Below are 21,380 nucleotides of genomic sequence, written 5' to 3'. Positions count from 1 at the left end.
TCAAAGCGCATCCAGCCGAGCGCGCAAACGGCGCAACACCGCCAGCGACTCGGGATTGTCGCCATGCACGCAGAGGCTGTCAGCCCGCAGCCGCAGCGGCTTGCCATCGATGTCGGCAAAGGACTCGCCGCTGGCAATGGCCAACGCCTGGTCCAGAATTCGCTCGAGATCATGGTGCACCGCGCCGCTGAGCCGGCGCGGCGCCAGTTGCCCATCTGACAGATAGGCGCGGTCGGCGAACGCCTCGAACATCAGCGGCACATCGGCCTCGTCGGCCAGACGCAACTCCCGATCGTTGTCAGCCAGCGCCAGCACCATCAGCGGCAAGCCCTTGCGGTAGCTGGCACAGGCATCGAGTACTGCGGTGAGCAGCGCATCATCACGAACCAGATCGTTGTACAGCGCACCATGCGGTTTGACGTAAGCCAGCTGACAGCCGCGCGCTCGGCAAAAGGCATCCAGCGCCCCCACCTGATACAGCACCAGCGCGCGAACCTCTTCCGGCGAGCACTGCAGATGGCGCCGACCAAAGCCCTGCAGATCCGGATAGGAAGGATGCGCGCCAATGCTCACGCCATGCGCCACCGCTAGCTCGACGCTGCGCGCCATGATCAGCGGATCGCCGGCATGGAAGCCGCACGCCAGGTTGGCCTGATCGATCAGCGGCATGGCCAGTTCATCGTCGCCCATGCGCCAGGCACCGAAGCCCTCGCCCATGTCGCAGTTGAGAAGAATAGGGTTCATGCCGGCAGCTTAGAGCGCCTGGAAAGCCTGCGTAAAGCCCGAGCAACACTCGAGAATTAATCGCATTTACAAAATTTACACCTGCCTGCAGCCCAACCACCGCGGCCTCTCCAGCCGGTTGCCATGCCCATCGATATCATCCGCAATTGAACCTTATATGCAAATCACTATCATCCCGGCCGTTTGCAACCGTTCCGCCTGCACCCTCTTACTGCCAGGAGTAGATCGATGTCCGCCCTCAATTCCCGCACCGCTTTGGCCAGCGCCATTGCTCTGGCCGCCAGTTTCGGCGCCCAGGCCAACGAGCCTATCGCCCTGGGCGATGTGGTAGTCAGTGCTTCCGGCTTCGAACAGAAGATCACCGAAGCCCCGGCCAGCATCAGCGTGATCAGCCGCGAAGAACTCCAGCAGAAGCGTTACAGCAACCTGGCGCAGGCACTGGAAGACGTGGAAGGCATCGACGTACGCCAGGGCACCGGCAAGACTGGCGGTCTGAATATCAGCATTCGCGGCATGCCCAGCGACTACACCCTGATTCTGATCGACGGCCGTCGCCAGAACACGGCAGGCAACGTCACGCCAAATGGCTTCAACGAAACTGCCACCAGCTTCATGCCGCCGATGTCCGCGATCGAGCGTATCGAAGTGATCCGCGGGCCGATGTCCACGCTCTACGGCTCCGACGCCATGGGGGGCGTAGTCAACATCATCACCCGCAAGGTGGCCAAGGAATGGGGCGCCAGCCTGAGCCTGGACCATACCTTCCAGGAAAACCGCGATTACGGTGAAGCCAGCAACACCAGCCTCTATGCCAGCGGCCCGCTGATCGACGGTCTGCTGGGCCTCGCCGTGCGTGGCAGCCTGTATGACCGCGGCGAGTCGAACCTGCAGTTCGACAACGACAGTACCGTCAGCAAGCGCGGTGCATCACCTGTCGAGGGGCGCAACACCACCTTCGGCACCCGCCTGACACTGACCCCGAATGACGCCCATGACTTCGTTCTCGATTTCGAGCGAGGCCGCCAGGTCTACAACAATGACGACTGCCAGCTGGGCAATCTCGACGGCAAGAATGGTGGCAGCGCCACCGACGGCTGCACCACCAACGCCCCGTTACGTGCCAATGGCTACAAGGATGAACTGCGCTTCGAGCGTGATCAGATCGCCCTCAGCCATATTGGGCGTTTGAGCTTCGGTACGCTGGAAAGCAGCATCACCCACAACACCACGGAAACCTTCGGCCGTACCATTCCAGGCAACCCGATTGGCAACGCTTACACCGGTTTCCCGTCGATCATCATCGGAGACGACCGCAAGCTGAAGTCGACCGACCTGGTCGTCGACACCAAATTGGTAGCCCCGGTGGGCGACGCTCATATCGCCACCGTCGGCGCGCAGTGGTGGGATGCCAAGGTCACCGACGGCATCGCCGATGAAGATTTCCAGCAGACGTCCTGGGCGCTGTTCGCCGAAGATGAGTGGCGCCTGCGTGAAGACCTGGCGCTCACCCTGGGCGCGCGCTACGAGGATCATGAAGCCTTTGGTGGCCATGTCAGCCCGCGCGCCTACCTGGTGTGGAACACAACAAACACCTGGACCCTGAAGGGCGGCGTAAGCCGCGGTTACAAGACCCCGACACTCAATCAACTGCATAGTGGCATCAACGGCGTGACCGGCCAGGGCTCGACCATTACCATCGGCAGCCCCGACCTGGATCCGGAAATCACCACCAACACCGAGATTGGTGCGTACTACGACAACCTCTCCGACTTCAACGCCAACGTCACCCTGTTCCACAACAAGTTCAAGGACAAGATCGACGACGGCACGCCGTTGGCCAACTGCTTCTACGCTGCTAATCCGAACCAGCCAGGCTGCGTCAGCTATGGCTCGGGCTTCACTCAGGAGAACTTCGCCCAGAGCGTGAACATCGGCGAAGCCGTCACCAAGGGTGTCGAGGTTGCAGGTCGCTGGGAATTCGCCCCGGCCTGGGCACTGGCCGTCAACTACACCTACACCGACAGCGAGCAGAAGAGTGGCATCAACAAGGGCGCGCCACTGACCAATACACCGGAGCACATGGCTCACGCCCGCCTGAGCTGGGCAGCCAATGATCGCCTGACGCTGTGGTTCAAGGGGGAATACCGCGGCGAACGTGCTCGCTTTACCGACCGCTACGAAAACCTGACGGCGGCAAACAAGGTCCTGTATGACGCCGCTGGCGACCTGAAGGCCTATGAGGTCTTCCACCTCGGTGGCTCGTTCAAGGCCTCGGAGAACGTGACGTTCAGCGCCACGATCTACAACCTGTTCGACAAGGACTTCACGAGCGGCAGCTACTACACCACCAACACCGGTGCTACCGGCTGGGCTTCCGACTACACGCAGATCGCGCAGTCCACCAGCGGCACCCTCGAAGAAGGCCGACGCCTGTGGCTGTCGACGGTTATCGAGTTCTGACCACAACCGCGTAAAGCAAAACGCCAGCCCTAGGGCTGGCGTTTTGTTTCTGGACCGCCGTGCGCACCAGAACTATCGAGTGGTACGCAGGATGGGACGAGGCAAATGCACCCTGGCCCCTCTAGCTGCCTTACAGGTAGTAGGACTTCAGCGGCGGGAAGCCGTTGAATTCCACCGCGCTGTAGCTGGTGGTGTAGGCGCCGGTGGACAGCCAGTACAGTCGGTCGCCGCTGGCCAGGTTGAGCGGCAGGCCGTACTTGTAGTTCTCGTACATGATGTCGGCGCTGTCGCAGGTCGGCCCGGCGATCACCACTTCTTCCATCTCGCCCTTCTTCTCGGTCCAGATCGGGAACTTGATGGCTTCGTCCATGGTTTCGATCAGGCCACTGAACTTGCCGACGTCGGCATACACCCAGCGCTCGACTGCAGTGCGCGACTTGCGCGCCACCAGCACCACTTCCGAGACCAGCACGCCGGCGTTGGCGATCAGCGAACGGCCCGGCTCGAGGATGATTTCCGGCAGTTCGTCGCCGAAGTCTTCCTTGAGGAAGCGGGTGATTTCCTCGGCGTAGGTTTCCAGATCATTGGTGCGCTGGATGTAGTTGGCCGGGAAGCCGCCGCCCATGTTGATCATCTGCAGGGTGATGCCGTCTTCTTCCTTGAGGCGCTCGAAGATTACCTTGACCTTGGCGACGGCCGCATCCCATACGTCGATATCGCGCTGCTGCGAGCCGACATGGAAGGAGATGCCATAAGGCACCAGGCCCAGTTGCTTGGCCAGGATCAGCAGGTCCAGGGCCATGTCCGGCTGACAGCCAAACTTGCGCGACAGCGGCCAGTCGGCGCTGGTGGAGCCTTCGGTGAGGATGCGCACGTAGATCTTCGAGCCCGGCGCGGCCTTGGCGATGTTGCGCAGGTCGGCCTCGGAGTCGGTGGCGAACAGGCGCACGCCCTTGTCGAAGAAATAGCGGATATCGCGGGATTTCTTGATGGTGTTGCCGTAACTGATGCGCTCCGGTCCAACGCCGGTGGCCATCACCTTGTCCAGCTCGTAGATCGAGGCGATGTCGAAGCTCGAGCCCTTGTCGCGCAGCAGCTCGATGATCTCGGTGGCCGGGTTGGCCTTGACCGCGTAGTAGATCTTGGCGAACGGGAAGCAGTTGCCCAGTTGATCGTAGGCATCGGCGATGATCTGTCGGTCGATCACCACGAATGGGGTTTCGTGTTGATCGGCGAACGCCTTCATGCGCTGGAAAGTGGCGGGTGCGTAATAGTCTTCGACCTTGATCGACATGCTGGGGACTCCAATGGCAAAACCGGGAACACATTGATTCGGGCAGCAGAACCGCTTACAGGTTCCGCTACGTGTCGGGGCTGGCCGCGCTAAACGCTGGCCTGAACGTCTGACAGTTTCCCCACTTTGGTTCGCCTACTTCCCAAGGCATGTCGCCGAGCATCACCGGTACCGACCATTCGCCGGCCGGCAACCTCTCGTCGTCAGTACTTGAGCCGGATGGATCGTTTCCAGCATGGACGTTCGGGCGCGGACTTTAAGACCATGCGCCCCTCAGATCAACCGGAAATTCTTCCTAATTTCATCTCGTTCCGGATATCACACAAAACGTTCTGAAATGCTGAACAGGCGGGCCTTTCAGCCAGTTTGGCGCAGCCGTGTTTCAGTGCCATTGCAGCACCAGTTCGTCCACCTGGGCGAAGCCCTGCAGATGGCGCCGGATCACCTCCTGCAACTCGTCCAGTTCGGCTGCGCTCGGCGCGGTGCAGGCCAGATGCAAGGCATGCTCATCGGCCTGCAGCACGCACTCGCCAATGGAGAAACGCAGCAGGCCCTCATGCTCGCTCCAGCGCGCCTCGATCTTGTGCGAGAAGTGCTTGCACAGGCGGCCAAGCAGACGTGGCGCCTGGCTGCTGGGGAAACGGCTGTGGCTATTGGGCATGAGGTGGGGCTTCCTTGAGCAGAGGGCTATCGGCCAGCACCAACGGCTGGCCGAGCGAGCAGTGTTCAATACGTGCTTCGATGGCGTAGGCGCGGCGCAGCCAGGCCGCGTCCAGCACCTCGGCGGGCGTGCCGAAGCGGTAAGCGCCGCCGGGCGCCAGCAACAGCAGGTGAGTGCAGAAGCGCAGCGCCAGATTGAGATCATGACAAGCCACCAAGGCAATCGCCTGCTCGTTACGGCAGCGCTCGGCAACGCAATCGAGTACGCGCAGCTGCCAGTGCAGGTCGAGCGCGCTGGTGGGCTCGTCGAGCAGCAACAGTTGCGGCTCGCCTACCAGCGCCTGCGCCAGGCCGAGCAGTTGCCGCTGACCGCCGGATAGACGATCCATGCGCTGCAGGGCCAGATGCTCGATGCCCAGGCGCTGCAGAATCGCTTCGACCCGCGCAGTCAGCTCGTGCGACGCAAGTTGTGGACAACGCGCCCGCGCCGCCGCCAGCAGACTTTCGTAGGCCAGCAGCGACACCGCCTGCGGCAATTGCTGCGGCAGGTAGGCCACCTGCGCCTGCTGACGCCAGGGCGGCACGCCGCTCAGCGTTGCATCACCCAACCGCGCTTTTCCCTGGCACGCCTGCAAACCGGCAATGGCGCGCAGTAGCGAGGACTTGCCGACGCCGTTCGGGCCGAGCACGCCCACCAGGCTGCCGGCTTCCACGGCCGGCAGGGTCAGATCCTGCAGGATGCTGCGCGCGCCATAGCTCAGCCCCAGCCCCTCGATCAACAGGCTCATAGGCTGCGCCCCCGAGCCAGGATCAGGCCGATAAACAGCGGCACACCGACCACCGCAGTGACCAGCCCCACCGGCAGGATCACCCCGGGCAGCAGCGCGCGGCTGGCAAGGGACGCCAGCGACAACAGCAAGGCGCCAGCCAGCGCACTGCCGGGCAAATAGAAGCGGTGATCCTCGCCCAGTAACAGACGCGCCACGTGCGGGCCGACCAGACCGATAAAGCCGACCTCGCCAACGAAGGCCGTGGCAACGCCAGTCAACAGGCTGACCCGTAGCAGCACGAAGGTGCGCAGGCGGCCGACGCGAATGCCCAGGCTGCGCGCCTGCTCCTCGCCGCCGCGCAGGCTGGTCATGGCCCAGGCCTGGCGCAGCGCCAGGGTCAGGCACAGGGCAAGCACCACCGTCACCAACGCCACCCGCTGCAGATCGGCACGCGCCAGACTGCCCAGGGTCCAGAACACGATCTGCTGCAGTGCATCGGCATCGGCGAGAAACTGCAGCAGCCCGACCAGCGCATTGAGCCCGAACAGCATGGCGATACCGAATAGCACCAGGGTATGCAGCGCCTCGCCCAGCACCCGCGCCACCAGAAGCAGCAGCAGGCAGGAGATGAAGGCGCAGACGAAAGCCGCCAGCGGCAGCAGCAAGTCGGCGCCGAGCCCGGCCAGGTTGGGCCGCAGCAGGATCACCAGCGCCGCGCCGAGGGTCGCCGCCGCGCCGACGCCGAGGGTAAAGGGGCTGGCCAGGGGGTTGTTCAGTGCCGTCTGCATCTCCGCGCCGGCCAGGCCCAGGCTGGCGCCCACCACCAGCGCCATCAAGGCGTAGGGCACGCGGATCTCCAGGATGATCACCGCCTGCGCGGCGTCCAGGCGCTGCGGCTGCAACAGGCCGCGCGCCACGTCCCACCAGCTCAGGCCAGCCGGGCCGGTAGCCAGATCGGCGATGAAACTGGCCAGCAGCAATGCCGCCAACGCGCCCAGGCAGGCCCAACGCCGCAGCACGGCACGCCGATAACCGAGACGTAACACCTGCTGCGCACTCACAGGCTGATCCAGTACTGGCCGTCCAGCGCCACTGGCTGGAACTCACCGTAGAAGCGCTCCAGCGTGCGCTGCGGATCGAGATCGGCAAAGGCTTCGGGATGCAGCCACTTGGCGAATACCTGCACCGCCACCACGTTGAACGGGCTGTTGTAGAAGCCGTGCCAGATGGCATGCGCCCTGCCCTCGCGCACGGAGCTCAGATGCTGCAGACCGCCACGCCCAAGCAGGCGCCTGAGCGAGGCCTGCGCCGCATCCGCCGCCACGCCCGGCCCCAGGGCGATATAGGTCGCGCCCTCGGCCAGGCTGTCGGCCGAGCCCACGGCGCTGGCGATATACAGCTCAGGCGGCTGGCTGAGCAACAGTTCCAGACTGATAGTGCCGGCATGACCCGGCAGGCGCTCGCGGGCGATATTGTCGCCACCGGCCTCGGCCAGCAGATCGGCGAACATACCGCGCGCCATGCTCTCACAGCAGCCATCGCCGAGGCCGGCGCGACTGTGCAGAAACACCTTGGGCGCGGCGCCTTGTGGCAAGCGTTCACGCACCGCAGCCAGCGCCTCGGCATGCGCCGCGTTGAACGCCTCGGCACGCACCTCACGACCCAGCGCCTGGCCGAGCAGGGTCATGCTGCGCGGCGTATTGGTCAGCGGCTGCTCGCGAAAGTCGACGAACAGCACCGCCACTCCGGCGCGCTGCAACTGCTCGATCAGCCGACCCTGGGTGCTGTCCGGGCCATGCCCGGACAGGCTGAAGATGGCCAGGTCCGGGCGCAGCGTCAGTACCTGCTCCAGGCTGAAGCTATCGGCCGCGCCCTGGCCGATACGCGGCACCTTGGCCAGCGCGGGAAAGGCCTGCTGGTATTGCCGCGCGCTGCCGGGATCGACCAGCGCCAGATCGGCAGGCATGCCCACCAGGCGCTCCAGCAACTGCTCGCCTTCGAGAATGGCCAGCACCGGCAGCAGACGGCCCTCGCCCAACACGATGCGCTCGGCACGCTCGGGTACCCGCACCTCACGCCCGGCCAGATCGGTCAACACCTGCGCCTGCACCGGGGCCAGCAGCGCCAGCCCCAGCAGTACTGCAACGACTGCTCGCCCCATCAGATTCGCCATGCCAGGCCCAGACGCAGCTCACGACCTGGCTCGTAGGAACCACGGATACCCTCGTAGTCCGGAATGTGCTCGAAGTCCTCGTTGCTGGCGTGATCCAGATACTGCTTGTCCAGCAGGTTCTTCAGCGTCAGGGTCACCGTCAGGCTCTCAGGCACGGCCTGCCATTCGGCATACAGGTCATGCACGCCATAGCCAGGCTTGGACACATCACCGACACCGGTATGCAGGGTGTCGATGCCGCGCACGAAACGGCCCTGCCAGCCGAGAGTGAGGTTATCGCTGGCGCGGTAGTCGGCGAAGCTGGTCCAGGTGTCGCCGAGGCTAGTGCCCAGACCGTTGTATTCGTAGACGTTGAGGCGCTCGCCATCCAGACGCGCGTCGTTGCGGTGGTAGCTCAAGCCCAGGCTGAGCTGCTGCCAGTGGTAGGCGGTGCTGAGCAGCACACCCTTGCTCTTCAGGTCGCCGAAGTTCTCATACAGATTGGGCCGGCCGATGGGATCGGCGATGGCATCCTTGATCCGGGTGACGTAGGCCTTGCCGCTCAGCTCCCAGCCACCGTCGCGGTAGTCGAACCCGACCTCGTCGGTACGCGCCTTCTCCGCCTTCAGATCCGGGTCGTTGCCGGACACATCGAGCTTGAAGGCATCACGCACCTGCGGGCCGCGCAGTGCCCGCGCCTGGCCGGCGAAAACGGCCAGTTCAGGTGTCAACTGGTAGCGCAGCCCCAGGTTGGGGCTGATGCCTTCCTCGGTGAAGTTCTGCTTGTCGCGGTCATCGAGCTTGTAGCGGTCGTAACGCAGTCCGGCGTCGAGCTGCAGACGCGAGGTGATCTGGTAGCGGTCCTGCAGGTAGACGCCGAGCACTTCGCCGTCTTCGTGATCCAGCTCTCGATCACCTTCTGGACCGAGGGTGGTGCGATCATCACGGTAGTCGACGCCATAGGTCAGCTGATGCGCGCCGAGGCGACTGGTGTTGCGCAGATCGAAGCCGGTGCTGCGGGTATCGCCGAAGTAAAGACCGAAGCGGCCGTCCTGCTCCAGCTCGTTGGTGGTGTGGTAGGTGGTCAGCTCGACATCCAGCAGATCGTTGTTCACCGGCTGCCAGGCATAGTTGAGCGTCCAAGTCTCACGTTCGGTACTCAGCGGATACAGACGGTTGAAGCTGCTCGGTATCCACTGCGGGCGCTGACTGCGCTCGCCCTCGTCGATGCGCTTTTCGTAGCTCAGGCGCAGGGTCTGCTCGTCCGTCAGCTTGCCCACCAGCTTGGCGAAGCCGAGCTTCTGCCGTGCCGCCGTACCCAGCACGTCGTCGTTGTTGCCGTCCTCAAAGTCGTTCTGATCCTGGTAGGTGGTCATGGCCAGCGCCGACCAGTTTTCATTGAAGCGACCGAACACGCTGGCGCTGCTCTTGTAGCCTTCGCCATTGCTGAAATAGCCGGTCTTGAGCAGCGCACCGAGTTGCTCGCCTTCGCGCAGCAGGTCGTCCGGGTCCTTGGTGACGAAGCGGATCGCGCCACCCAGCGCACCGGGCCCGGCAGTGGCATCGCCAGTGCCGGCCTGCACTTCGGCGCGCTTGAGCAGCTCCGGCTCGATGCCGATGCGGCCGGTGTGGTGGAAGGTCTGCCCGGGTTGGCTGGCGCCATCGATGCTGATGTTCAGCAGGGTGTCTTCCAGGCCGCGCAGGTAGAGCTTCTGCGCCACGCCAGGGCCGCCGGCCACGGACACCTCGGGGTTGGACTCGAATACTTCCTGCAGGTCGCTGGCCTGGTAGCGCTGCAGCTGCTCGGCCTCGACGCTTTCGTTGCGGTCGATGGCAGCGGCGGTGATCTCCTGCGCCTGCAACTCCAGCGCGGCATCGGCGCCATGCGCCTGCGCGGCGAGCAGACTACCGAAGGTAATGGCGCCGAGCAGACTCAGGCGATAAGGGCAGTGCGGCATGATCGATCCTCCCCAGGAAAGATGTGAATATTTCGCATTTGCGAATTCTCATCACAAGCACCTGAGCAGGGAATCACTTTTACAACTGTTACATCGCCGTGCGTGGCAGACGGATGTCCATGAGCAAACCGCCACCGGCGCGATTGCTCGCGCGAATGCTGCCGCCGGTGGCACTGACCTGGCGCTGCGCCAGCGCCAAGCCAAGGCCGAAACCGGCACGCTCGCTGCCACCACGGAAGAACGGCTGGAAGATGCGCTCCAGCCATTGCTCGGCTACGCCCGGGCCCTGGTCGGCAACCTGCAACAACCAGGCATCGCCCTCCTCGCTCAGGCTCACCTGCACCTGGCCGCCCGCCGGGGTGTGGTCCAGCGCATTGCGCACCACGTTCTCGATGGCCTGGCCCAGCGCCCGATTGCTGCTGCCATGCAGCGGCGCGCTGTCGGGCATCTGGCAGAGAATCTGCCGATCCGGGTACTCGAAACGCGCATCGTCGAGGATGCTGTCGAGCAGTTCGGACAGGTCCAGGTTCTCGTCACGCAGCTCGGGTCGCTCGTTCTCCAGCCAGCTCAGGGTCAGGGCATCCTCGACCAAACGGCGCATGCCGGCGCAGTCGTCGCGGATACGTTCGAGCAACTGGCGCTGGCCGCCATCCTGCTCGGCCAGGCTCACCGCCATCTCGATGCGCGTCAGCGGCGTGCGCAGCTCGTGGGACATATCCGCGAGACGCTGACGCTGGTCGATGATCAGTTGCCCGGTGCGCGCGGCCATGGCGTCGAAGGTTTCGGCCAGGCGCGCCAGCTCGTCGTTGCGCGAGCCCAGCAGCGAGCGCACGCGCACATCCAGGCGACCATCGCTGAACTGCCGGGTGGCCTGCTCCAGACGACCGAGCGGCTGCATCAGATGGTGGTAGAGCACCAGGCAGACGATCAGCATCAGCACCAGCGGCACCACCAGTTGCAGCAGCAGCTTGGCGTAATGCCAGTTGAGTCCGGGGCGCATGCGCTGCGGCAGGATGATCAGGAAATGGGTCCGGCCGTCGGCGAACGGCAGATCCATGATGGGGTTTTCCTGGAAGTAGAGGTGAATCTTCCAGCTCACGTCGCGGCCCAGGCCGAAGCCCTCGTAGAAGCGCTCGTTGAGCACGCTGCCAGCCAACGGTCGCACCTCGGATTCGACCACTGCCGCCCAGGTCTGCTCTTGCTGCTGCAGGGTAGTAAGCCAGCGCGCCAGGGCTTCATGATCGCCAGCGCGGTACATCGCCTCGGCCTGCTCGCCGTAGTGACGCAAGGTGCGCTGGTGCTCGGCATCGATGAAGCTCATGCGCTCCTCGGTCTGCCAGGCTACGCGGGCGATGATCCAGAACAGCAGTACGCTGCCCAGGCCGATGACCAGGCACAGCTTCCAGAACAGACGGTTATTCATGTGAAGGCGTAACCACGGCCGTGCAGAGTCTGCAGCCGGTCGGCGCCCAGGCCAGCCTCGCCCAGACGGCGACGGATACGGCTGATGTGCATGTCCAGGCTGCGGTCGTACTGGCTGTACTCACGCTCCAGCGCCATGCGGTACAGGTAGGGTTTGCTCAGCGCCTCACCGCGATGGCTGACCAGCAACCAGAGCAGGCGGAACTGCAGTGGCGTCAGCGCCAGGTCGCAGCCTGCGACACGCGCCTGCTGGGCGTGGCGGTCCAGTTGCAGTTCGTCGACCTGCAACTGGACCGCCTGGCCGACGCGCGCACTCTCCTGCGGGCGCGTGCGGCGCAACACGGCGTCGATGCGCAATTGCAGTTCGGTGATGTTGAAAGGCTTGGGCAGGTAATCGTCTGCACCATGGCGCAGGCCGCGAATGCGCTCCTCCTCAGCCCCGCATGCGGTGAGCATGATCACCGGAGTCTGCTGTTGCTCGCGCAGGCGGCGCAGCACGGAAAAGCCGTTGACGTCCGGCAGCATTACGTCAAGCAGGAGCAGGTCCGGCGCCTCGCGCAGCGCCGTCTCCAGCCCCGCCTCACCCAGGTGACAGGCGCTGGTGGCATAACCCTGACCACGCAGCAGCTCGCCGAGCTGGGCGGCCAGGGTGCGATCGTCCTCGACGATCAGGATGCGAGCCAGGCTGGCGGTCATGTGGGTTACCCAGGCAATTAAGGCGAATGATTCTCATATATAAAAATCACTTCGGCAACTGCTGCCCGCGCGGCCCGGTCGATCACCCTCAATACACGTCGCGGCGGTAACGCCCTTCCTCGACCAGATCGTCCACCGCCTCATCGCCAAGTAGCTCACGCAGCACCGCATCCACGCCACCGGCCATGCCTTGCAGGCTGCCACAGACATAGATCGCCGCGCCCTCGGCCAGCCAGGCACGCAGGCGCTCGCTCTGCTCACGCAGCAGATCCTGAACATAGCGTTTCTCCGCCTGATCGCGGGAGAACACCAGATCCAGATGCTGTAGCTCGCCTGCGGCATGCGCCGCCTGCAGCTCGTCGCCACAGAAGAAGTCGCAAGCGCGGTTGCGCTCGCCGAACAGCAGCCAGTTGCGCCCCTGCCCGGCCAGCGCCCTTGCGCGCAGCAGCGAGCGCAGTCCGGCCAGGCCGGTGCCGTTGCCGATCAGGATCAGCGGGCGGTCGTCGTCCGGCAGATGAAAGCCGCCGTTGCGCCGCACCCGCGCCAGCAGTTGCCCGCCTGCAGGCAGATGCTCGGTCAGCCAGCCGGAACCGAGGCCAAGACTGCCGTCGGCCTGCACGGCCTGACGCACGATCAACTGCAGCATGCCATCGGCCGCCACCGAGGCGATGGAGTATTCCCGCGTACCCAGCGGCGCCAGGGCGTCGACCAGCGCCTGGGCATGCAGGCCGACCAGGTGCGCGAGGCTTTCCGGTAACTGGCGTTCGGCGAGAGCTTCGCGCAGGCTCATCACCTGACCATCGAGCGTCACCGGCTCGAGGCCGTCGCAGCCGGAGTGCTGCAGCCAGGCCTGCACGCGCGCAGAGGCATGGCGTGGATGAATTTCCAGAATGTCGCCGGCCTGCCAGGTGCTCTGCGCAGGCGGCGTCAGGCCGATGAAGAACACCGGTGCGCCCTGGCTGCCAGGATTGAGCAGGCGCCGCTCGGCCAGCGTCCAGCTTTGCCAGGGCGCCTCTTCGAAGCGAATCGGCGCAGCGCCGGTCAGCTCGCTCAGCTGCTGTTGCCAGCGCTGCAGCGCGGCCTGATCGACGCCATCGACCTCGACGCTGTCGAACAGGCGCTGCGCGCCCTGCAAACCCAGCCAGTCGTTGATACGCCGAGCGAAGCCGCAGAAGTGCTGGTACTGGCGGTCGCCCAGGGCCAGCATGGCATAGCTCAGTTGTTCGAGTGGCAGCGAGCCGCCCAGCACCCTGCGCTCGAAACCCTGCGCAGCGTCCGGCGCCTCGCCGTCACCGAAGGTGCTGACCACGAACAGTGCCTTGCGCGTCTGCCGCAGGCTGTCGGCATCGAGACGCGACAGCGGCTCGACCCGCACCGGGATACCCGCAGCCTGCAACTGCCCGGCGCTCTGCCAGGCCAGTTGCTCGGCAAAGCCGCTCTGGCTGGCAAAACCCACCAACCAGCCTTCGCCTGAATCATCCGTTTTCAGCGCACCGCGCGCAGCCAGCGCAGCGCGCTTCTTGCGCCGGCGATCCAGATAGAGCAGCCAGCCGGTAACGAAGAACAGCGGCATAGCCGCCGTGGCCAGCATCATCAGGATGCGCCCGGGCATACCGAAGTACTCGCCAACGTGCAGCGCGTAGACACTGGTCAGCAACTGCGCCTTGAAGCTCTTGTCGGCGTAGCGCTCGTGGCGACTGACTTCGCCGCTTTTAGGGTCGATCTGAAACTGGTTCAAAGCGCGCACGTGCTCGGCGCCATCGAGTATGTAGAAGACCGTCGCCGGCTGCCCCGCCACTGGCGGCAGGCGCAGGTTCCAGGCGACCAGCTTGGGCCCGGCGGCCTGCTGGATGCTCTGCCATACGGCGTCGTAGTCGACTTCCGGTGCAGGGCCACTGGGAGCCTGGCGACCGCCGCGGCCACGCTCGCCGCGCTGCTCGGGCGGGGTATCGGAGAGCATGCGCGTCAGCCCTTCGCGGTACCAGTCATAGGACCAGTAGAGACCGGTCAGCCCCGCGCAAAGATAGAACAGCAGCGCCCAGGTGCCCGCAACGGCGTGCAGATCCCAGTTGAAGCTGCGGCCTTTCTTCTTCCAGTCCAGAGTCAGCCAGGTGCGCCAGCTCGCGGCCTTGCGCGGCCAACGCAGGTACAGGCCTGACAAGCAGAAGAAAATCAACGCAATCGTACTGGCAGCCGTGACCTGCTTGCCCACTTCGCCCATGGCCAGGAAGCGGTGCAGCATCAGCATCAGGTGGAAGAAGTCCTGGCCAACGGGCTCGGCCAGCACCTCACCGGTGTAGGGGTCGAACACAACGCGCGGCCCCCGCCGCTCCCCCGGCGCAGGTACGAGAAAAGCGTTGCCAGGTCCGTCATGGCGACCATCGACCCATAGCCCGGTGACGCGATCAGCGGTAGCGGCCTCGATCTTCGCAGCCAGCTCGCCTGGCGTGAGATGCCCCTGCGCGCTGGGATGAATCTGCCAGCGCTCGGCGTTGAGTGCCCGGGTTATCTCGCCCTCGAAACTGTAGAGCGCGCCTGTAATCCCCATGATGGCCAGCACCAGGCCGGCGCTGATACCGAAGAACCAGTGCAACTGGAAGATGATTTTCTTGAACACGACGGAGCCACCCTTACCCTGACCCACTGCGACGGGCGGCCACTCTATATGGGAATAATTTTCATAACCATTCATTTACGCGATATTTACGCATCTGCGGCACTGCCCGGCAGCATCACCTACCGACCCATCTGAAAACCGATAGCCGCTCTCCGCCAGAGCTCGCAGTTATCGGTATAATCCCGCGTTTTACGGGTGCCGTGGCACCCTCAACGACTCCATCCAGGCACATATTCATGACCACCCAGGCCGCCGAAGTCGCCAAGCGCCGTACCTTCGCCATCATTTCCCACCCGGACGCCGGTAAGACCACCATCACCGAGAAGCTGTTGCTTATGGGCAAGGCCATCGAGGTTGCCGGCACGGTGAAGTCGCGTAAATCCGACCGTCATGCCACTTCCGACTGGATGGAGATGGAGAAGCAGCGCGGTATCTCCATCACCACCTCGGTGATGCAGTTTCCCTACCGCGAGCACATGATCAACCTGCTCGACACCCCAGGCCACGAAGACTTCTCCGAGGATACCTACCGCACCCTGACCGCCGTAGACAGCGCACTGATGGTGCTCGATGGCGGTAAGGGCGTCGAGCCACGCACCATCGCCCTGATGGACGTCTGCCGCCTGCGCGACACGCCCATCGTCAGCTTCATCAACAAGCTCGACCGCGACATCCGCGATCCCATCGAGCTGCTCGACGAGATCGAGGCGGTGCTCAACATCAAGGCCGCGCCGATCACCTGGCCAATCGGCTGCTACAAGGACTTCAAGGGCGTCTACCACCTGACCGGCGACTACATCATCGTCTACACCCCGGGTCACGGCCACGAGCGCACCGCAGTCAAGATCATCGAGAAGCTGGATTCCGACGAGGCCCGCAACCACCTCGGCGACATGTACGAGCGCTTCGTCGACGAGCTGGAACTGGTGCAGGGCGCCTGCCATGCGTTCGAACCTGAAGCCTTCCTCAAGGGCACGATGACCCCGGTGTTCTTCGGCACCGCACTGGGCAACTTCGGCGTCGACCATGTACTCGATGCCGTGGTCGACTGGGCGCCGCGCCCACTGCCACGTGCGGCCAACGAGCGCACTGTGGAGCCGACCGAGGAGAAATTCTCCGGCTTCGTGTTCAAGATCCAGGCGAACATGGACCCCAAACACCGCGACCGCATCGCCTTCATGCGCATCTGCTCGGGCAAGTACACCCAGGGCATGAAGATGCGCCACGCCCGCCTGGGCAAGGACGTGCGCGTCGGCGACGCCCTGACCTTCTTCTCCAGCGAGCGTGAGCACCTGGAAGAAGCCTACGCTGGCGACATCATCGGTCTGCACAACCACGGCACCATCCAGATCGGCGACACCTTCACCGAAGGCGAGAACCTGGGCTTCACCGGCATCCCGCACTTCGCCCCGGAACTGTTCCGCCGCGTGCGCCTGAAAGACCCGCTGAAATCCAAGCAGCTGCGCCAGGGCCTGCAGGAGCTGGCCGAGGAAGGCGCCACCCAGGTGTTCTTCCCCGAGCGCAACAACGACATCGTGCTCGGCGCCGTCGGTGTGCTGCAGTTCGACGTGGTCGCCAGCCGCCTGAAGGAGGAATACAAGGTGGAGTGCGCCTACGAGGCGATCAACGTCTGGTCGGCGCGCTGGATCGAATGCAGCGACGAGAAGAAGCTCAAGGAGTTCAAGGACAAGGCCTATGAGAACCTCGCCATGGACGGCGGCGGCCACCTCACCTACCTGGCCCCGACCCGCGTCAACCTCAGCCTGATGGAAGAGCGCTGGCCGGAGATCAAATTCCGCGCCACGCGCGAGCATCACTGACATCGAACAAGGCCCGCTCTGCGGGCCTTGCGCCATCTACTCATCCTCCTCCAGCGTCCAGGCCACCAGCGAGTCGCCCAGGCGCGTGCCGAACGAGCCATGCCCGCCGGCCATCACCACCACGTATTGCTTGCCGGTCTTTTCCGAGACGTAGCTGATGGGCGTGGCCTGGCCGCCTGCCGGCAATCTGTCCTTCCATAGCTCCTCGCCGGTGCGCATGTCGTAGGCGCGCAGGTAGTAGTCCAGCGTGCCACTGAGAAAACCCAGGCCACTGGCGGTAATCAGCGGGCCACCGAGGTTCGGCACACCAACGGTCAGGGGAATACCCAGTGGCGCGCTGTCGCGGCTGGTGCCGTTCTTGCGTTGCCAGACCTTGTCCATGCTGCGCAGATCCACCGCCGTGACATAACCCCATGGCGGCGCCTGGCAAGGCAACCCCAGCGGTGACAGGAAAGGCTCCAGGCTAACCATGTAAGGCGCGCCGAGGTTGGGTTGCAGGCCGCGCTCGCTGCCGCCGGCACCGGCCTGTTCGCCACCCTCCTCGCGTTTGACCAGGCGCGAGACGAAGGCCAGATAGTTCGGCGCGCCGAAGAGGATCTGCCGCTGCGGATCGACCGCCAGCGAGGGCCAGTTGAACACCCCGACGTTACCCGGATAGATAAGCGAGCCCTGCTCCGACGGCGGGGTGAAATCACCCTCGTAACGCAGGCGGTGGAACTGGATGCGGCAGATCAACTGGTCGAACGGCGTACCGCCCCACATGTCGCGCTCGTGCAGTGGCTGCTCAGGGGCATAGCTGAGCGCGGAGGCTGGCTGGGTCGGTGCGGTGAAGTCGCCCTCCACCGTGCCCTGCGGCACCGGTTGCTCGCTGACCGACACGATAGGTTCGCCGCTGCGCCGGTCGAGCACGTAGAGGTCGCCGCGCTTGGTCGCCTGGATAATCGCCGGCAGCGGCCCGTTAGGGCCTTCGATATCCACCAGGGTGGGCTGCGATGGCAGGTCGCGATCCCAGAGGTCATGGTGCACGGTGCGGAACTCCCAGCGTACCCGGCCGGTTTCCAGCTCCAGCGCCACCAGCGACGCAGTGAAGCGCTCCGCCTCGGGGCTGCGCTGCACGCCCCACTGGTCAGGTGTCTGGTTGCCCATGGGGATGTACACCAGGCCCAGCGCTTCGTCCGCCGTGGCGATGGTCCAGGAGTTCGGCGTGCTGCGCACGTAGGTCTCGCCCGCGGGCAAGGGCTCGGTGGCCCCGGGGCGACCGGGGTCGAAGTTCCACACCAGCTCGCCGCTGCGCACATCGTAGGCGCGGATCACTCCGCCCGGCGAATCCACCGAACCGTTGTCGGTCACCGAACCGCCGACGATGACCAGCTTCTCGGTGACCACCGGCGGCGAGGTGGGCAGGTAGACGCCCAGCGCGTCGTCGCCCAATCCCACCTTGAGATCGACCATGCCGCCCTCGCCGAAATCCTCGCAAGGCTTGCCGTCGTGCACATCGAGCGCGTACAGGGTGGCGTCGTTGGTCGGCAGGAACAGCCGCTGGGTGCAGCGCGGCGGTGCCTGCGGCGAAAGCTCGGGGGCCACGCCGTCTCGCGCCGCGATCAGGGGCCCGGCATAGGCTGCCGCATCGTGATAGGCCAGACCGCGGCAGGTCATGTGCTGGTAGTACTCGGCCTGGCGGTTGATGGCCGGGTCGAAGCGCCAGCGCTCCTCGCCAGTATCGGCATCCACGGCGATGGCGATGCTGTGCGGCGTGCAGATGAACAGGTTGTCGCCGATCTTCAGCGGCGTCACCTGATTGGTAATCTCGCCGGGGTCGCCCTCGCCAGGCAGATCGCCGGTGTGAAACTCCCAGGCCTTCTTCAGCCGTCCGACGTTGGCGGTAGTGATCTGCTCGGCGCTGGCGTAGCGTTCGCCGCGCGACGAGCCGCCATAGGCGGTCCATTCACTGGCCGAACGCCGGGTTGGCACTACGGCGGAAGCTGCCATGCGCGGCTCGTCGAAACGGCCGGGCAGGCGATGGTAATCCTGGGTCAGCGAATAGCCCGCCATACCCGCGCCCAGCAGCAGGCCGATACCCAGCATCACGCTGGCACCGTCACGCCAGGGTTGCCCAGGCGCGATGTGCCGGTTGATCCAAGGCAACAGTAGCCAGAGGCCGAGCACGCACCACAGGTCGATGCGCGGCGCCATCTGCCACCAATCGAACCCCACCTCGAAGACTGTCCAGGCCAGGCTCGCCAGCAACACCAGGGCATACAGCCACAGCGCCGCGCGCTGACGGCGATGAATCAGCACGCCCACCAACAGCAGGCCGAGGCCGGCCAGCAGGTAGTACCAGGAACCGCCCAGCCACAGCAGATAAGCGCCACCGAGCGCCAGCAGCGCGCCCAGAACGACTGTCGCCCAAACCGTAAGCTTGATGCGCAGGAGCTGCGCCTTGTTGTTGTCAGTCATTGCTCGCTCCCCGAAACGCTGCCCCCGGAGATCGGGGCCGTGATCTGTGGATGCGAAGTGAGGGATAGAGTTCAGCGATTCTGCGAGTAAGGCTGCACTTGCAAAGCCGTATGCTGGACGTGTCGCCACCCAACGCTCTACAGAGTGTAGAGAAACCGGCTGCTAATTGATCAACAGGTGGCCATCTTTAGCTGTGCAGGACAAGCGGAGCAGATCCGGTTGCGCCAATAGCCGCTCAGCAATTGCCGGCTCCAGCTCGGTGCGTATACGGCGCGCCAGGGCCCTGGCGCCGAAACGAATGTCATGCTCGCGACACAGCCAGGCGCGGGCGCTCTGCTCCACCTGTAGTGAGCGGCCCTGGCGGCCCAGGCGCTGGTTGAGCTTGTCCAGTTCGATATTCAGCAAGGCATCCAACCACTGCTCGTCGACACGCTCGAAGACCAGAATGCGGTCGAGGCGATTGAGCCATTCCGGCTCGAAACGCTCGTGCAGCACCTGCTCCAGCAATGCACCCTCGCCTTTCGGTGCCAGCCCCAACCAACGCCGCCAACCGCGCGTGAAACGCTCCCGGTAGCGCTGCGCCTGCTGCGCGCCGACGTTGCTGGTCATGAAGATCAGGCTGTTGCGGAAATCCAGGGTACGGCTGCCGGCGGTCAGGGTCAGCCGGCCATGTTCGAGAATGCCGAGCAGGCTGCGCAGCACTTCCGGGCTGGCCTTCTCCAGTTCGTCGAACAGTACGATGCCGGGCCGGCCGAAACTTCCGGCAATCGCTTCGGCATCGAACAGCGTGGTGCCTTCCTTGCTTCCGACGTAACCGGGCGGCGCGCCAGTCAACGCGGCGGCGTAGTGTTCCTGGGCCAGGGTGTGCATGTCGATGCGGCACAAGGCGTCGGCGCGACCATGGATAGCCTGGGCCAGCAGGCGCACGATCTCGGTCTTGCCGACGCCCGTCGGGCCCATGAACAGGTTGACCGCCAGCGGCCGCTCACGCTCGCCGATATCGGCCTTGATCACCTTGAGCATGGCCTCGACCTGCGCCAGCACCGCGTCCTGGCCGACGATACGCGAACGTAGCAGGGCCATCACGGCAGCGGGCTCGAAGAGGAAACGTGATTGCAGCCGGGTAACGCCTTGGTGCTCCAGGCGCTCACGGTTGCTGTCGATCATATCGTTGGCAAAAGGCATGAGACAGCTACCCGTAGGGTGCGCCGTGCGCACCAATGGTTCTCATGGTGCGCACGGCGCACCCTACACCACCCGCTCCTTGCCCGGATGCGGCAACTCGCCCACCGGGCAGTCAGCCACGCCGATGCTTGAGCGGGTGAGTTTCTCCACGTCCTCCTGGGCCTTCTGCGCATCCAGCACCCAAGTGCGGTAGAACTCGAACGGACAATCGGCCACGCCCTTGTCGCCGTCGCCGGAGTTGTAAACGCCGGTGTAGCCACGATGGAGCAGCTTGAACAGGTGGTTCTGCGACTGGTCATTGGCCCGCGCGTCGCGAATCTGCGATACCGACAGTTGAGCGTACTGGATGCCCATTTCCTCTTCACCGCATTCGCCCAGGGTGCGGCCGTCGAAGCCGATCAGCGCCGAGTGGCCGAAGTAGCTGTACACGCCGTCGAAGCCAGTGGCGTTGGCCACCGCTACGTAGCAGTTGTTGGCCCAGGCCATGGTCTTGGCCATCAGCACCTGCTGATCCTTGGCCGGGTACATGTAGCCCTGGCAGCGCACGATCAGCTCGGCGCCCTTCATCGCGCAGTCGCGCCAGATTTCCGGGTAGTTACCGTCGTCGCAGATGATCAGGCTGATCTTCATGCCCTTGGGGCCTTCGGACACATAGGTACGGTCGCCCGGATACCAGCCCTCGATGGGGCACCAGGGAATGCACTTGCGATAGCGCTGGACGATCTCGCCCTGGTCGTTGATCAGGATGAGCGTGTTGTACGGCGCCTTGTGCGGGTGCTCTTCATGACGCTCACCGGTGAGCGAGAAGATGCCCCAGGTCTTGGCCTCGCGGCAGGCGGCGGAGAAGATCGCCGTTTCCTCGCCGGGGATGGTAGCGGCGGTGGCCATCATCTCGTCCTTGTCGTACATGATGCCCATGGTGCTGTACTCGGGGAACACCACCAGGTCCATGCCAGGCAGGCCGAGCTTCATGCCCTTGATCATCTCGGCGATCTTTCGCGCATTGTCGAGCACCTCGGCCTTGCTGTGCAGGCGCGGCATCTTGTAATTGACGACGGCGACGCCGACGGTATCGGGGCTGCTGGAAATATCGCCGTGGCGCATGGCTGAAAATCCTCCGGTTGACGAGGTTTTGTGGGAGCGGC

Annotated in this window: 15 protein-coding genes; 2 read left to right on the top strand and 13 right to left on the bottom strand. The window is 64.5% G+C overall.

Translation table 11 applies throughout. The annotated features are described in order from the left end of the window. Complete coding sequence (locus tag JWV26_RS15040; protein WP_206417226.1) at positions 1-744, bottom strand: 5-oxoprolinase subunit PxpA; 744 nt, start codon at positions 742-744, stop codon at positions 1-3. Positions 745-972: 228 nt separating this feature from the next. On the opposite strand from JWV26_RS15040, the gene JWV26_RS15035 reads away from it, so the two are divergent. Continuing rightward, on the top strand, positions 973-3,204 hold the full coding sequence (locus JWV26_RS15035; protein ID WP_206417225.1) for a TonB-dependent receptor domain-containing protein: 2,232 nt from the start codon (positions 973-975) through the stop codon (positions 3,202-3,204). A gap of 130 nt (positions 3,205-3,334) precedes the next feature. Here the strand turns inward: JWV26_RS15035 and JWV26_RS15030 are convergent, their stop codons facing one another. From JWV26_RS15030 to JWV26_RS14990, 9 genes are all read right to left on the bottom strand, one after another. Continuing rightward, positions 3,335-4,498, bottom strand: a complete 1,164-nt coding sequence (locus tag JWV26_RS15030; RefSeq protein WP_179545773.1) for a type III PLP-dependent enzyme — start codon at positions 4,496-4,498, stop codon at positions 3,335-3,337. Between the two features lie 382 nt (positions 4,499-4,880). Then, positions 4,881-5,159 (bottom strand): DUF2218 domain-containing protein, encoded by a 279-nt coding sequence (locus JWV26_RS15025; protein ID WP_206417224.1) that lies wholly within the window; start codon positions 5,157-5,159, stop codon positions 4,881-4,883. Beyond that, on the bottom strand, positions 5,149-5,946 hold the full coding sequence (locus tag JWV26_RS15020) for an ABC transporter ATP-binding protein (RefSeq protein ID WP_079784592.1): 798 nt from the start codon (positions 5,944-5,946) through the stop codon (positions 5,149-5,151). The genes JWV26_RS15025 and JWV26_RS15020 overlap by 11 nt, the downstream gene beginning before the upstream one ends. After that, a complete protein-coding gene (locus tag JWV26_RS15015; RefSeq protein ID WP_241201223.1) occupies positions 5,943-6,989 on the bottom strand; it encodes a FecCD family ABC transporter permease in 1,047 nt (348 codons plus the stop codon). The genes JWV26_RS15020 and JWV26_RS15015 overlap by 4 nt, the downstream gene beginning before the upstream one ends. Then, on the bottom strand, positions 6,986-8,089 hold the full coding sequence (locus JWV26_RS15010; RefSeq protein ID WP_206417223.1) for an ABC transporter substrate-binding protein: 1,104 nt from the start codon (positions 8,087-8,089) through the stop codon (positions 6,986-6,988). The genes JWV26_RS15015 and JWV26_RS15010 overlap by 4 nt, the downstream gene beginning before the upstream one ends. After that, positions 8,089-10,038, bottom strand: a complete 1,950-nt coding sequence (locus JWV26_RS15005) for a TonB-dependent receptor domain-containing protein (RefSeq protein WP_206417222.1) — start codon at positions 10,036-10,038, stop codon at positions 8,089-8,091. Before JWV26_RS15005 ends, JWV26_RS15010 begins: the two co-directional genes overlap by 1 nt. 88 nt (positions 10,039-10,126) lie before the next feature. Beyond that, complete coding sequence (locus JWV26_RS15000; protein WP_206417221.1) at positions 10,127-11,461, bottom strand: sensor histidine kinase; 1,335 nt, start codon at positions 11,459-11,461, stop codon at positions 10,127-10,129. Beyond that, positions 11,458-12,156, bottom strand: a complete 699-nt coding sequence (locus JWV26_RS14995) for a response regulator transcription factor (RefSeq protein ID WP_206417220.1) — start codon at positions 12,154-12,156, stop codon at positions 11,458-11,460. Before JWV26_RS14995 ends, JWV26_RS15000 begins: the two co-directional genes overlap by 4 nt. Before the next feature lie 88 nt (positions 12,157-12,244). Next, positions 12,245-14,773, bottom strand: a complete 2,529-nt coding sequence (locus JWV26_RS14990; RefSeq protein WP_206417219.1) for a PepSY domain-containing protein — start codon at positions 14,771-14,773, stop codon at positions 12,245-12,247. A 236-nt stretch (positions 14,774-15,009) separates the two neighbouring features. On the opposite strand from JWV26_RS14990, the gene JWV26_RS14985 reads away from it, so the two are divergent. Further along, complete coding sequence (locus tag JWV26_RS14985) at positions 15,010-16,593, top strand: peptide chain release factor 3 (protein WP_072423126.1); 1,584 nt, start codon at positions 15,010-15,012, stop codon at positions 16,591-16,593. 36 nt (positions 16,594-16,629) lie between these two features. On the opposite strand, the gene JWV26_RS14980 is transcribed toward JWV26_RS14985, so the two are convergent. The 3 genes from JWV26_RS14980 to JWV26_RS14970 form a co-directional block, all read right to left on the bottom strand. Continuing rightward, positions 16,630-19,050, bottom strand: a complete 2,421-nt coding sequence (locus JWV26_RS14980; protein WP_206417218.1) for a membrane-bound PQQ-dependent dehydrogenase, glucose/quinate/shikimate family — start codon at positions 19,048-19,050, stop codon at positions 16,630-16,632. Between the two features lie 162 nt (positions 19,051-19,212). After that, entirely contained in the window at positions 19,213-20,235 is a 1,023-nt protein-coding gene (locus JWV26_RS14975) for an AAA family ATPase (RefSeq protein WP_093048635.1), read from the bottom strand. 63 nt (positions 20,236-20,298) lie between these two features. Next, on the bottom strand, positions 20,299-21,339 hold the full coding sequence (locus JWV26_RS14970; protein ID WP_072423128.1) for an aliphatic amidase: 1,041 nt from the start codon (positions 21,337-21,339) through the stop codon (positions 20,299-20,301). Between the last annotated feature and the right edge of the window lie 41 nt (positions 21,340-21,380).

It is taken from the genome of Ectopseudomonas toyotomiensis (genome assembly GCF_017167985.1).
Taxonomy (GTDB): Bacteria; Pseudomonadota; Gammaproteobacteria; order Pseudomonadales; family Pseudomonadaceae; genus Aquipseudomonas; species Aquipseudomonas toyotomiensis.
The sequence above is the reverse complement of the archived record's forward strand: the minus strand, read 5'-3'. Positions and strand labels throughout refer to the sequence as shown.